This is a genomic window from uncultured Pontibacter sp. (genome assembly GCF_947502515.1).
Lineage (GTDB): Bacteria > Bacteroidota > Bacteroidia > Cytophagales > Hymenobacteraceae > Pontibacter.
This window is the reverse complement of the sequence record NZ_CANNAI010000001.1, coordinates 504,625-518,523: the sequence shown is the minus strand read 5'-3', so window position 1 is coordinate 518,523 and position 13,899 is coordinate 504,625. Positions and strand designations below refer to the sequence as shown.

Here is a 13,899-nt window from a genome sequence, read left to right as displayed (position 1 = left end):
ACCCATGAAGCAGTATACCTCTGACAAAGAAGCAGCTGATGCGCTGCACCGCTCCTACCAGGACCTCACTTCCGAAATATCTAAAGTCATAGTAGGACAGGAAGAGGTCGTGCGCCTGGTGCTCACAGCCGTTTTTTGTCAGGGGCACTGCCTTCTGGTCGGTGTTCCCGGTCTTGCCAAAACCCTCCTCATCCAGACCATCGCCTCTTCGCTTGATATGTCCTTCAGCCGGGTGCAGTTCACCCCGGATTTGATGCCAAGTGATATTGTAGGAGCCGAGACACTGGACAAGGACCGCAACTTCAACTTTGTGACGGGCCCTATCTTCGCCAACATCATTCTGGCGGACGAGATCAACCGTACTCCTCCCAAAACACAGGCAGCCCTGCTGGAAGCTATGCAGGAGTATGCCGTGACAGTTGCCGGCAAGCGCTACGAGCTTCCACGCCCGTTCTTCGTACTTGCCACCCAAAACCCGATCGAGCAGGAAGGTACCTACCCCCTGCCCGAAGCACAGCTCGACCGCTTCATGTTCAACATTACGCTGGGCTACCCAAGCTACGAGTCGGAGCTGCAGATTGTGAAGAACACCACCGGTGCTGCCCGTGTGGCACTTGACAAGATCTTGCACGCTGATGACATCATGGCTTTCCAGCAATTGGTGCGCCGCGTGCCTGTGGTGGACAATGTGGTGGAATATGCCGTGAAGCTGGTTCACAAAACCCGCCCTAATACAGCGATGGGGTCAGAACGGGCCAGTCAATACCTGGAGTGGGGTGCCGGTCCGCGTGCCTCGCAGCATTTGATCATCGGAGCAAAATGCAACGCCCTGCTTAATGGAAAGTACTCGCCTGACATAGAAGATGTGCAGGCTGTTGCACTCCCTATTCTGCGTCACCGCATCGTGCGCAACTTCAAAGCCGAGGCCGAGGGTATTACGGTTGAGCAGCTCATCCAGGAGTTGCTTTAATTGTTGATTGCTTATTGTTGATTGTTTAAAATTTCTCAGGTATAGCTCAAGCCGACTAGATATTGTTTTCTAGTAAGATTGGAGGAGTGAACTTAACAGATTTTCAGTCATATAGGACGTCAACAATTCAGCAATTGAACAATTCAACCATTCAAGAGGCAACAATTAACAACCAGCAATCAACAATTCATCAAACAATGTAGCAATCTAAGCTTATTGGTGTAATTTTGCGGCTGTACTGATTTTTGACACATTACCCTGAAACTTATGGAGGCGGCAGCGCTATACGTTCGCTTTAAAGACAACCTGGCCACTATCATCGGAGCCCTGAACAGCAGACTGGAAGTTCGCTCCATGCCTTACAATGTATCTATTCCGCTGGAAGTAGACCTGCTGGCTGACATCCTGCGCCTGCACGGCCTTGACTTCAAATCTGAAACAGCAGGTGCTGCTCGTCTGGAGGATTTTACCCGCTGGTTTGAGCAGAATGAGAATGCCGTAATGGATACTTTGCAGCGTGTACTGGAAGAAAAGCGAGCCTACATGAAAACAGCAGGCGGCGTTGTACTGCAAAAAGAAATGCTGATTCGAAGACTGGAGTATTTCAATGAAACGGCCCATACCCTGGAGGTGATGATGCGCCAGCAGCAACTTAACAGCCCAAAACACTTCAAGTACCCTTTCCTACTGAATCAATAGCCAGCGGCTATACCTGATAAAAGCAAAGCGCCCGCAGACTTATACCTGTGGGTGCTTTGTTTTCTATACCAGACGAAGCTTACTTATTCCGGATGGAGGTATGCCCCTCTTTGGAGTGATCCAGGTCCAGGTCGCCTTTTGGCTGCTTCTTCATGCTGGAGTCCGCCTCCTCGCCTACAGGGCCTTTGGCGACCGTGATGCCTCCATCAACCATATAAAGTGCACCCGTCACATACGAAGCCTCGTCTGAGGCCAGGAAGCAGTAGACGTTCGCTACCTCTTCCGGACTGCCTCTGCGCCCCATGGGTGTGGCTACCTTCATGGTCTTCACCATCTTCTTATCCATTGGTCCGGTGCTCTTGTGCGTCCAGGCAGTGTCGATTGGCCCTGGGCCTACAATGTTAACCCGCACACCAAACTGCGCCTGCTCCACAGCGAGTCCTTTCATGAAAGCATGTATAAATCCTTTAGTTCCACCGTAGGGCGCATTCTGCGCTATACCAATTACACCGGCCTCCGATCCGGCCGACACGATGTTTCCTTTTGTTTTGTGCAGTTCAGGCAGCGCGGCCTTGCTCATGGCAAAAGCTGACTTAATATTGTTCTTGATCATGTAGTCCAGCGCCTCCTCTGTATAGTCCTGCAGCATGTTCACCTCCGGAAAAACACCCGCATTGTTGATCAGGATGTCAAGTTGTCCATACTCTTTTACAGCCAATTTAACGCATTCCTTGGCATTGACTTCTGTGGAGATATCACCATTATAAGCGATTGCTTTTCCTCCCCCCTTCTGTATCTCCTTTACGACATCGTCTACGGGATCCTCCGGAAAGCCTGCTACCACCACACGGGCACCTTCCTGCGCAAATTTCTTGCAGATAGCCTCTCCTATACCTGTACCGCCGCCTGTCACAATAGCGACCTTGCCTTCTAATCTGTTTTTCATAGTTAATTGATTAATGTTAAAGCACATGTATTGTATAAGCTTGTAACGGCCATGACTGCTGGTCGGTTAGCTCGTGACAGGACAAGGAAGATAATTTCCACATTTTTAGCTGGATAGCGTATGACAAACAAAGCAGGCGGAACAACGTCACATCTGATTCATTATAACTACACCATCGCTATGAGCTATTTATACAATACCTTGCCCGACGCCTTTGAAGAACAACTGGAAACAGAACACCTGGTACTTAGGCCCTACGCAGAAGGAGACGAGCAGGAATTTATGCGCCTTATTCAGGAGAACACAGCAGCCCTGAGTCCCGCCTTTACAGGGAGAGTGGCCCGGGTACGCGCACTCGAAGATGCACGCATACAGCTGGCCCAGTTGCGCAGCGACTGGGACAACCGCAAGCAGTTCGACTTTGGGGTCTGGCTTCGGGAGAGCAACACATACATTGGCGACATCACGCTCAAGAACATAGACCGTTCTGTACCAAAAGCAGAGGCAGCATTATACTTTACGAGTTGGTCTGAAATGCTGGACCTGGCACAGGAGGCGTTCAAAGCAGTGTTGCATTTTGCATTTGAGGACGTGAAGCTCAACAAGGTATACATGCGCTGCACACACTATAATAATGTATGCTCAAAGTTGGCCGAGAATTGCGGCTTCTTAAAGGAAGGTGTGCTGCGAAGCGACTTCAAGGGTGCTGACTCAGAAGAGCTACTGGACCTGCGCTACTACGGCATGACCCGCGACGATTACGAGCAGGCAACGCAACTCAAAGAGCGCGACACCCAGACTGCCGTGTAAACCGCTTTACTTACGGGGTTTCGCTACAAAGAAATCAGTGTCGAAGGTCAGGTATAGCGCATTCGAAAACTCCAGTTTCGGATTGTCAAGGTCGACCACAGGCTCTAACCGAAGTGTCAGGTGTAGGTCTTCCATGATTTCGATGTCCTTCATCAATCGCAGGATCAGCAGATGGCGGTCCTCCTGGATGTAGTCAGGATCTTTATAAGTTGTGGAGGCTGACTGAAAAAGCTTCCCCCCTAGCTCAGTGATATACCCGTCCCCACGCCAGTAACTCAGCATCACATCCTGGTACTTGGTATCTATACCTGCGTTGAGGTAGATAGCGCCTCCCTTTGTAAACGGAAGCTGGAATGTATTGGAGTAGTCGTTAAAACCCAGCAGATAATTCCTGGTGTATACCCGGTGGAGTACACGATGCGGCAGCATCCGTTCCAGCTCTATCCCCACTGCCGCATTGACTACGGTAAGCAAAGGCAACGGCGAACTATCGATCTGCCCGCCTTTGTGCTGCGCCGTAAACTGCACAGGTATAGCCAGGCGCAGGGTATCGCCTTCTGCCCTGCCAGGCCGGTTGAACAGGCGTATAGCAGAACTGACACCCCCAGCCACTTCTTCCCGCACAGGATCAGCCCGGTAGATCATTTTGCTCCAGTCAATCCAGGCATCCAGTTTGACACGATGCGTGTTCAGCAAAAACTGCAGCCCGTTCTCCAGCCTGTCGTTGATCACACGCTCAAAATCATAGAGCGGCTCTACATAATCGTGACTGACGTTACCTTCTAAAGTACCGAACACAAAGGCCCAGTTTTCGCGCTGCCATTTTACGGTGAAGGTTGGCTGAAAGTCCTGGTAGCCCGAGCTGCCAAAGTCTTTCCACAGAAAAGCACCGGCATCTATACGCACCGAGGCAGACGGATAATAGCTTACCCGCGGCATCAGGTGGTAACCAAACAAGGTATAGCCATCGGCTATCCTGTTGAAGTACTCATTGTTTTTAGAAAAGCCAAAAGCATGCAGCCCAATTCTAATTTGATTAGCATTTTCAGGTTTGACGGGTATAGTTAGCTTGAGTGCGTCGTTGTTGAGCTGACTATAGGCTAAAGGGCTGTAAAGCACAGCAAAGGCACAAAATAAAAGCCTGAAATATCTCATAAAAAAGGGAATAATATGGCACAAAAGCCTATCGATATATGTTGTAACAAGACGGCCATACTCAACTAAAATATTTAGCAAAATACCTGTTACTTTTTTTGCAAATTGATTTTGAACGTCGTAATTTCACATCAATATAAAGCTATTTAATTAAACACACATGAGCGTAAGCAACGAAAAACTAAAAGCCCTGCAGCTGACGATAGACAAGCTTGACAAGACTTACGGTAAAGGCACCGTAATGAAGCTAAGCGACAACAAAGTGGAAGACATTCCGGCTATCTCTACCGGCTCGCTTGGACTTGACATTGCTTTAGGAATTGGCGGTTTACCGCGCGGCCGTGTCATTGAGATCTACGGTCCTGAATCCTCTGGTAAAACCACGCTTACCATGCATGCTATTGCAGAGGCGCAGCGCGCCGGTGGCCTGGCTGCCTTCATTGACGCAGAGCACGCATTTGACAAGGTATATGCCGAGAAACTCGGAATCGATACAGAAAACCTGCTGATCTCTCAGCCTGACAATGGTGAGCAGGCACTGGAGATCGCTGACCACCTGATCCGCTCCGGTGCGATCGATATTATTGTAATTGACTCTGTTGCCGCCCTGGTACCGAAAGGCGAACTGGAAGGCGACATGGGTGACAGCAAGATGGGCCTTCAGGCTCGATTGATGTCACAGGCACTGCGTAAGCTGACCGGTACGATCAACAAAACTGGCTGCTGCTGTATCTTCATCAACCAGCTTCGTGAGAAGATCGGTGTGATGTTCGGTAACCCGGAAACCACTACGGGTGGTAACGCCCTTAAGTTCTACGCCTCTGTACGTCTGGACATCCGTCGTGTTGGCCAGATCAAAGAGTCTGCTGATAACATTACTGGTAACCGTACTCGTGTGAAGGTAGTGAAGAACAAAGTAGCGCCTCCGTTCAAAGTAGTAGAATTTGACATCATGTACGGCGAGGGTATCTCTAAAGTAGGTGAGATCCTTGACCTGGGCGTAGAGCTTGGCGTGGTGCAGAAGTCTGGCTCTTGGTTCTCTTACAACGGCGACAAGCTGGGTCAGGGCCGCGATGGCGTGAAGCAGATACTGCTTGACAACCCAGAGCTGCAGGAAGAGATCGAAGCGAAGATCAGAGCGATCGTAAAAGGCGAGCCTGAAAAAGTGGCCGCTGCGCTGGAAGATCCAAGTGGCGCGGAATGAACATTATTCCCAGTTAACAAGTAATCAAAAAGGTGCTATGCTACATAGCACCTTTTTGCGTTTTAAGTTGTTGGTAGTGTGAATATAAGATATTACCTTAGTGTAAAGGCCTGAATTTGGTATAATAGTTGGACACAAACTGTAAACGACACCAGCCTTACCCGTTAGCTTATGAAAAGGATATTACCAATTATTGTGTTAGTGTTAGTTGCTCTCTCTGGCTTTGTGGCCAAGGAGTCGCTACGCACTGTCCCAAATGAAAGCTTCACAGCAGGAGAGCTGCTTAAATACAAAGTGCACTACGGCCCCATCACAGCGGCCGAAGCCGTGATTGACATAGCGCCTGGCCTGCATCGCATTAACGACAGACCTACTTACAAGGCAACTGTGTACGGCAAAACAACCAGTTCATTCGACCTCTTCATCAGGATCCGTGACACCTGGCAGTCATACATTGACACGGCTGCTATTTTGCCTCACCGCTCTTTCCGTAATATAGAGGAAGGCAGTTACCGCAAGCGTGAGACGGTGGATTTTAACCACTTCACAAACACGGCGCAGGTAGAGATGAAGAAAAAAAATAAGGACAAGAAGCAAAGCACGCATAAAATTCCAGCCGGCGCCCAGGATATCGTGAGTGGCTTCTATTACCTCCGCACACTGGATTATGACCGCTTCAAGCCGGGCGACAAGTTCACTATCAAAGGCTTTTTTGATGAGGAGGCTTTTGACATGGTGGTAACGTACCAGGGCCGCGAAACGGTTAACACTAAGGCCGGTTCTTTCAGAGCCATCAAACTGGTGCCGCGAATGCCTAAGAACAAGCTCTTTAAGGGAGAGGATGCGATCACGGTATACCTGTCAGATGACCGAAACAAGGTGCCGGTGCTGATATCGGCTGATATGTTTGTGGGCGCTGTAAAAGTGGACCTGTACGAACACAAGAACCTGAAGCATAAACCTGCCCTCGTGGCACAGAAATAAAGGAAAAGCCAGCTCTAGTAGCTGGCTTTTTTTGTACACGAGCTGCCAATGTTAAGAAAATATTATGATTTGGTTATCTACGCATTCCATACCTGCCGAAATAATATCTTTGTCATGAAATGGATGCAGCCAAATGGCTTCCAACAATAGCTATACCTGCCTGTTCTGCTGACAGGCAACTCTAATCATAAACACGTGCAGACACCAACCCAAGCCCATTACAAAATACTGGTAGTTGACGATGACCCGGATATCGTGGAGCTACTGCAGTACAACCTGGCTCGCGAAGGCTACGACGTAGCCCAGGCCGAGAACGGCAAGAAGGCCATAGAGGTAGCGCATACCTTTAAGCCGAATGTGATTCTGATGGATGTGATGATGCCGGTACTGGACGGTATCGCCGCCTGCCGTCAGCTGCGCGAAGAGCAGGACTTCCGCCAGACACACATTATCTTCCTGACTGCCCGGTCAGAGGAGTTCTCCGAAGTTGCCGCTTTCGATGCCGGCGCTGACGACTTCATCACAAAACCCATTAAACCCCGTGCCCTGCTCAGCCGCCTGGCAGCCTATGCCCGCCGCGATGCGCAGCAGGAAGAGCAGGAACAGGTGATCGAGATCGGGGGTTTACGTATAGACCGCACCAGCTTTGCCGTGTACAAAGGCGACGAAAAGATCACGCTTCCAAAAAAGGAGTTTGAACTCCTGTCCTTTCTGGCAGCCACTCCCAACAAAGTATTTACGCGCGAAGAACTGCTCAACAACGTATGGGGTAGTGATGTGTATGTGATCGCCCGAACTGTGGACGTTCACATTCGCAAAGTGCGTGAGAAGATTGGGGAAGATCAGATCAGAACCATCAAGGGTGTTGGCTATAAGTTTAACACTGACTGATACATGAACTTAAACTCCCGTACGCTTGCCCTTTTGGTATCCCTGGCAGTGGCCCTTGTGCTTACTGCTTTTCTGGCTTTAGCCAGCTACTTTTCATCAAGGGGCCTAATGGCAGCGCTTGTACTGGTGTTCATCTGCTGCTTTCTGCTGATCTATTTCTCGTACGAGGCACTGGTGTTCCGTGAGATCAAAAACGTGTACTCCAGCTTGGAGAAAATCAAAAAACAGGAATACCGCAAAGCAGAGGGCCGTTCCCTGTTTACGGCTGACCCGCTCCGGAAAATAAAAGACGACATCTACCAGATTGCAGAGCGCAAGCAGCAGGAAATTGACGAACTCAGGCACCTGCAGGTCATGCGCCGCGAGTTTTTGGCTGATGTGTCGCATGAGCTCAAGACTCCCATTTTCGCTGCGCAAGGCTTTATCCATACCTTGCTCGACGGCGCCATGGACGACCCCAACGTGCGCGATAAGTTTCTACAGAAAGCAGCCAATAGCCTTGATGGCCTTGACACCCTGGTGCAGGACCTGATCAGCATCTCGCAGTTCGAAAAGGGCGTTGTGAAAATGGAGAAGCAAGACTTTGACGCTGTGCAGCTGGTACGGGAGGTGTTTGAGCAACTGGAGCAAAAAGCCAGCAACAGCCAGATAAAACTACACCTGCTGGATGTGGAGCCAAATGAAAAGGTCATGCTGCACGCCGATCCCAACCGAATACGGCAAGTGTTTATCAACCTCGTGGACAATGCCATCAAGTATGGCAGGACTGGCGGCAACATCTGGGTTTCGTTTACAGAAGGTCGCAAGCGCTATACCATTACCGTAAAAGACGACGGCACAGGTATAGCCCAGGAGCATATTAACCGCATATTCGAACGCTTCTACCGCATCGACAAGAGCCGCTCCCGCGACAAAGGAGGCTCAGGCCTTGGCCTGGCCATCTCCAAACACATCATCGAAGCCCATCGCTCATTCATCGCTGTAAAAAGCGAGCTCGGCAAAGGGACAACGCTCCGCTTTAAACTGCTCAAGGCGAAGGGATAGTTGGTGGTTAAATTGTTGATTTTTTAAATAAATCAGGTATCTCCTTAACTGTCTCAATAGTTAGAAAACTGATTCAGGAGCCGCACCTCTATTCGGCATTATAAAGGAGTTTCAACAATTTAACCATTTAGCAATTCAGCTATTCAACAATTAACAATAAGTTACCAACAATCAGCTACCACCAAATTTGCGTATCTTTGCATGCTGTGTGGCTAAGGTATAGCCGCGCTTGTTAATGATACAGTTACGCATGAAATACCCGGTTTTTAAAGACCTGATTATATTTGAGAACGAGGACTTTCTGGTGGTGAATAAGCCACCGTTTTTGTCCACCCTCGAAGACCGCACTCCCAATACCACCAACCTACTTAAGCTCGCCAAGCAGCATAACCCGGATCTGCAAGCCTGCCACCGCCTCGACAAAGATACTTCCGGCTGCCTGGTGTTTGCCAAAAACCCGGAGGCTTACCGCCACATGTCGATGCAGTTTGAGCACCGCGAGGTGTACAAGGTATACCATGCCGTAGCCTGGGGTGTGCATAAGTTTGAAGACCAACTCGTGAACCGCTCAATACTGGCTGGTGCTAAAGGTGTAGCCAAACTGACCCCACAGGGCAAACCAGCCGAAACATATTTCACGACGCTGGAAAGCTACAGTCGCCATACCTTGCTGGAGTGTATGCCGGTAACAGGCCGCCTACACCAGATTCGCATTCACCTGGCTTTCCTAGGAGCACCGATTGTGGGCGATAAACTGTACGGCGGCGAGGACCTATACCTGAGCACGTTGAAACGCAAGTTCAACCTCAAGCAACAAACCGAAGAGCAACCGCTTATCAAACGATTTGCACTGCACTCGCACACGATTGGCTTCAGACTGATGAACGAGGAGCCGATCAAAGTAGAAGCGCCATACCCAAAAGACATGGCAGTGCTGATCAAGCAACTAAGGCAGTACAACTAGCGTAAAAAACAAAGGGGCCTGATGCGACATTAGTCCCCTTTTTGCTTGTATAAGGTATAGCTTTTCTAACTTACCCGCAGCACAATCTTGCCGATGTTCTTATTGGCCTCCATGTGGCGGTGCGCCTCAGCCACATCAGACCAGTCAAATACAGAGTCAACAACTGGCTTAATCGTGCCACTCTCAAATAAAGGCATCGCAAAAGCAGCCATGTCCTGTGTGAGTTTGATCTGATAGTCGCGGGTGCGGGAACGAAGCGTAGAGCCAATCACCTGCAGGCGCTTTATCAGGATCTGGCGCAGGTCAAACTCTTCTACCTTACCACCGCCCAGGCTAGCCAACAGCACCATCCTGCCATCCAGGCGGAGACAGGCAATGTTTTGCTTAAAGTATGGTCCGGCGATAAAGTCCACGATCACATCTACCCCCTCAGAATTGGTAAAGGCCAGTACCTCGTCCTCAAAAGGCACCTCCTTATAATCGATCGCTTTGTGAGCGCCTAAGTCCAGACAGGCCTTTACTTTCTTTTCAGAAGCAGTCACCAGTACCTGCGCTTGTAGGGCACGGGCCAGTTGTATACCTGCCGTACCTACCCCACTGGCTCCGGCGTGTATCAGCATGCGCTCACCTGCCTGCAACTTGCCTAACCAGGAGATCGCTTGCCAGGCTGTGAGGAATACCTCAGGTATAGCGGCGGCTTCTTCCATGCTCAGATTGCCAGGTATAGCCATGGCCATTTCTTCGTGTATCACGGCATACTCAGCATAGCCACCGCCCGGTAGCAGACCCATGATTTTATCGCCTTTTTTGAAGCGGGTGCAGTTTATACCTGCTTCTACTACCTCTCCGGCTATTTCGAGGCCCAGTAGCGGACTTTCTCCCTTCGGAGGTGGGTATTTACCCTGTCGCTGCAAGGTGTCGGCTCGGTTGAGCGCAGTGGCGTGTACGCGCACCAGCAGTTCGTTAGGTTTAGGCAATGGCTGTTCGTATTCTCCCAGCATTAGTTGCTCTGGTCCGCCGGGCTGTTTTACAAGTATGGCTTTCATGTTGGTCAGTTTAAATAAATGGATGGCTATACCTGTAACAGGTATACCGCTACACTTTAAGACGCCTCTTAAAATTAGATGTTTCCGCATTATTCCCAAAACCGCGTCTGCGGGTGGCATTAGCAGGATTGTGAAGCATTCAGAAAAATATTCAAAGAATTATAGCACAAACACTTGACCTTTCTACGAAACTTTCGTAACTATACGAAAACATCGTAGAATTATGGAAAAGCTGACACAACAAGAAGAGGAAGCCATGCAAGCGATTTGGTCGCTGGACGGCGGTTTTATCAAAGAGTTTCTGGAGAAACTCGACGAGCCGAAGCCACCCTATACTACTCTGGCCTCTACGGTGAAGAACCTCGAGAAGAAAGGCTTTCTGCAGAGCGAGAAGTTCGGCAACACTTACCGCTATACTCCAAGCATCAAGGAAGAGGATTACAAGAAGCGCTTCATGAAAGGCTTTGTGGGCGACTACTTCAAAAACTCCTACAAAGAGCTGGTGGCCTTTTTCGCCAAGGAAAAGCAGATTAGCGCCGAGGAGCTGAAAGAGATTATCGATATGATTGAGAACAAAAAGTCGAAATGATATGCCAGACTTGCTCCTATACCTGCTGAAAGCGAATGTGGCCCTAGTGCTCTTTTACCTGGCCTACTACCTGGTGTTGCGCAAACTCACGTTCTACCACCTCAACCGGCTTTTCCTAGTGTTCGGCATCTTGTTCTCGGCTGTTTATCCGTTGGTAGACCTCTCTGAGTTGTTTAGTCGGCACGAAGAGCTGGCCGTGGTGCAAAGCTATGCCGTGGTTATACCTGCCTGGACACCCACCGCTATACCTGAAGAGGGTCCTACATTTGACTACTGGCTTATACCTGTCGGGCTGTTCTGGCTCGGCTGCGGACTGATGCTGCTACGGCTGCTCGTGCAATTTGTGTCGCTCTACAAGATTCACCGCGCCTCAGTACCCGCCTCGTATCAGGGTGTGGACTTCCGCAAAGTGTCAGGTATAAGCGAAGCCTTTTCGTTCTGGAAAACCATTTACCTGAACCCAGCGCAGCACCAGTCGCCCGAACTGGAGTCGATTCTGCGGCACGAGCAAATTCACGTGAACGGCTGGCATACACTGGATGTGCTGCTGGCCGAGTTGAGCACCGTGTTTTACTGGTTCAACCCGGGCGTGTGGCTGATGAAAAAGGCCATGAAAGAAAACCTTGAATTTATAGCCGACCAGCATGTTGTAAATGCTGGCGTCGATAGAGTAGCATACCAATACCTCTTACTGAAAGTTGTGGGCGCCACACAACCTCAGCTTGCCAATCAGTTTAATTTCCCATCACTTAAACGACGAATTGCCATGATGAATAAAATGCCCACAAGCAAAGCCAACCGGCTCAGACTGTTGGTTGTGTTGCCCCTCGTAACTGTGTTGTTGGTTGCTTTTAGAAGCGCCTCGCAGGAGGATATTACCACATTAACCGATGCTATACTTCCAACAGAGGAAACAGCACAGAAAGAAGCAAGCCCGACTGACGAATATGCAGCCTTTTACACTCGCAATCCAGAAGTAAGCAAGGTTTCCTGGAAGTCAAACAATAAGATTGTCATAGCACTAAAGTCTGGTGCCGAAGAGACCTATAACTTTGGAGACAAGCAAAGCATGGCGGCGGCTGAGAAGAAGTACGGAAAACTACCAAGCACACCGCCAGTTGTAAAACGTGATGCTCCAGACCAGGAAGCAAGAGCCAAGAAAGTAGCTGAAGAGCACAAAGCTTTCTATGCCCGCAACCCGCAGGTAAGAAAGCTCGAATGGGTGTCAAGCAAAGAGATCAGAGTACGCTTGGAGTCAACGGAAGAGATCTACAACATGGCTGATAAGAACAGCCGAGCTGCTGCTGAAAGGAAGTACGGCCCTCTCCCGTCGGGCCCTGGCCCAGCACAAGTTGTTACTAGGGCCGAGTTCGATTCTCAAAGAAATGACGCTGTACAACAACAGGATGGAGAGCGCATTTTTTCGCCGACGGACATTGGCTACTACCAAGACCGTAACAACCTGCCTGTGGAGTACACCAACTTCCTGAAAAGAAACCCGACTATCGATAAAGTGGGTTGGAAGATTCATCCAGAGAAAGGGCCACAAGCAGTAGTCTTGTTCTTGAAATCGGGGGCTACTGAAATGTATAACCTGAAGGACCAAAAGAGCATGGACAAAGCGAGAAGCAAATACGGAGAATTCCCAGGATTGCTGCCTCCCCCACCGCCTGTGATGATAAAAGATGAATTACCTGCGCCCCCGCCACCGGTGAGAGCACCAGAAGCGCTACAAGCAGGCGACAATCTTCCTGACGCAGCCATGTATTTTGTTGACGGAGTAAAAACCAGCAGAGAGGCTGCTCGTAAAATTGATCCGCAAACGATTCATAGCGTCCATGTAGTTAAAGGTAAAACGGCAGAGGAGACCTTTGGCAAAGGGGCTGCAAAGGGCGTGGTTTCGATCGTAACTGCGAAAAATAAAGACTCTAAACAGGTTCAGGAGTTTAACAAAAAGCTGCCAACACCACCAGCGCCACCAGCTCCAGGAACACCTGCACCACCACCAGCACCAGAAGCGCCAGGTACACCACCACCGCCCCCTGCACCTGCTAAAGACGCCATACCTCCTGTGCTACCAGCACCTCCAGGAGAGCAGCTACCTCCCCCACCTCCTCCAGTAAGGTATGAGGGGCCAGCTATACCTAAAGCTGGTGAAAGCCGTGTAGTTGAAACAGAGGAGTACCTTGCCTACTTTATATGGCCAGAAGATATTACTAAGCAAGAAGTTAGAGCAGCTAAAATAGCTTTTAACAATAATATGATGTCATTAAACTTTGTCGAAAAACATAACAGAGGTAATCTAGCAGGTTTAAAAATAACTGTAATATCTCCAAAAGGAGTAATGGCTGATATGACTTATAATGCAGAAGAGCTTAAAAGTATAGTAGACGCTGAGAACATTATTGTAGTACATAACAACAAAAAGACTGGTGCAGTGAAGATCGGAACCATTTTCCGCTAACCTTTAATAAATAGAACCGGATAATAGATTAGCTTACAGGCGGCGGTGCAGCTTTGTGCCGCTGCCTGTTTTTTTCAGTATTCCTCTGTGTTCCAGCATATTTCTACATCAAGTATTGCATATCAAATAAAGA

The 13,899-nt window shown here is 49.4% G+C and carries 13 protein-coding genes; 10 read left to right on the top strand and 3 right to left on the bottom strand.

From position 1 onward, the window contains the following. Positions 1-4: 4 nt before the first annotated feature. Both Q1A54_RS02520 and Q1A54_RS02515 read left to right on the top strand, forming a co-directional pair. On the top strand, positions 5-970 hold the full coding sequence (locus Q1A54_RS02520) for a MoxR family ATPase (RefSeq protein ID WP_299984811.1): 966 nt from the start codon (positions 5-7) through the stop codon (positions 968-970). Positions 971-1,237: 267 nt separating this feature from the next. After that, entirely contained in the window at positions 1,238-1,669 is a 432-nt protein-coding gene (locus Q1A54_RS02515; RefSeq protein ID WP_299984809.1) for a hypothetical protein, read from the top strand. 79 nt (positions 1,670-1,748) lie between these two features. Here the strand turns inward: Q1A54_RS02515 and Q1A54_RS02510 are convergent, their stop codons facing one another. Next, complete coding sequence (locus Q1A54_RS02510; RefSeq protein ID WP_299984807.1) at positions 1,749-2,615, bottom strand: SDR family oxidoreductase; 867 nt, start codon at positions 2,613-2,615, stop codon at positions 1,749-1,751. Between the two features lie 120 nt (positions 2,616-2,735). Here Q1A54_RS02510 and Q1A54_RS02505 point away from each other — a divergent pair, with 120 nt between their 5' ends. Further along, positions 2,736-3,425 (top strand): GNAT family protein, encoded by a 690-nt coding sequence (locus Q1A54_RS02505; RefSeq protein WP_299984805.1) that lies wholly within the window; start codon positions 2,736-2,738, stop codon positions 3,423-3,425. 6 nt (positions 3,426-3,431) lie between these two features. On the opposite strand, the gene Q1A54_RS02500 is transcribed toward Q1A54_RS02505, so the two are convergent. Continuing rightward, complete coding sequence (locus tag Q1A54_RS02500) at positions 3,432-4,544, bottom strand: hypothetical protein (RefSeq protein WP_299984803.1); 1,113 nt, start codon at positions 4,542-4,544, stop codon at positions 3,432-3,434. 196 nt (positions 4,545-4,740) lie between these two features. Here Q1A54_RS02500 and recA point away from each other — a divergent pair, with 196 nt between their 5' ends. The 5 genes from recA to Q1A54_RS02475 all read left to right on the top strand — a co-directional run bounded on the left by recA (position 4,741) and on the right by Q1A54_RS02475 (position 9,667). Further along, complete coding sequence (gene recA / locus Q1A54_RS02495; protein WP_007657847.1) at positions 4,741-5,784, top strand: recombinase RecA; 1,044 nt, start codon at positions 4,741-4,743, stop codon at positions 5,782-5,784. Between the two features lie 171 nt (positions 5,785-5,955). Continuing rightward, positions 5,956-6,768, top strand: coding sequence for a DUF3108 domain-containing protein (locus Q1A54_RS02490; RefSeq protein WP_196119875.1), 813 nt, complete (start codon positions 5,956-5,958; stop codon positions 6,766-6,768). Between the two features lie 195 nt (positions 6,769-6,963). Next, complete coding sequence (locus Q1A54_RS02485; protein WP_299984800.1) at positions 6,964-7,659, top strand: response regulator transcription factor; 696 nt, start codon at positions 6,964-6,966, stop codon at positions 7,657-7,659. A gap of 3 nt (positions 7,660-7,662) precedes the next feature. Then, positions 7,663-8,703 (top strand): ATP-binding protein, encoded by a 1,041-nt coding sequence (locus tag Q1A54_RS02480; protein WP_299984798.1) that lies wholly within the window; start codon positions 7,663-7,665, stop codon positions 8,701-8,703. 250 nt (positions 8,704-8,953) lie between these two features. Next, positions 8,954-9,667 carry an RluA family pseudouridine synthase gene (locus Q1A54_RS02475; RefSeq protein WP_196120219.1) on the top strand — a complete coding sequence of 238 codons (714 nt, stop codon included), beginning with the start codon at positions 8,954-8,956 and terminating at the stop codon, positions 9,665-9,667. Positions 9,668-9,732: 65 nt separating this feature from the next. Here the strand turns inward: Q1A54_RS02475 and Q1A54_RS02470 are convergent, their stop codons facing one another. Then, on the bottom strand, positions 9,733-10,713 hold the full coding sequence (locus tag Q1A54_RS02470; protein ID WP_299984796.1) for an NAD(P)H-quinone oxidoreductase: 981 nt from the start codon (positions 10,711-10,713) through the stop codon (positions 9,733-9,735). Positions 10,714-10,936: 223 nt separating this feature from the next. Between Q1A54_RS02470 and Q1A54_RS02465 the strand changes: the two genes are divergently transcribed. After that, on the top strand, positions 10,937-11,302 hold the full coding sequence (locus Q1A54_RS02465) for a BlaI/MecI/CopY family transcriptional regulator (protein ID WP_299984795.1): 366 nt from the start codon (positions 10,937-10,939) through the stop codon (positions 11,300-11,302). A 1-nt stretch (position 11,303) separates the two neighbouring features. Beyond that, a complete protein-coding gene (locus Q1A54_RS02460; RefSeq protein WP_299984793.1) occupies positions 11,304-13,766 on the top strand; it encodes a M56 family metallopeptidase in 2,463 nt (820 codons plus the stop codon). The last annotated feature ends 133 nt before the right edge of the window (positions 13,767-13,899 follow it).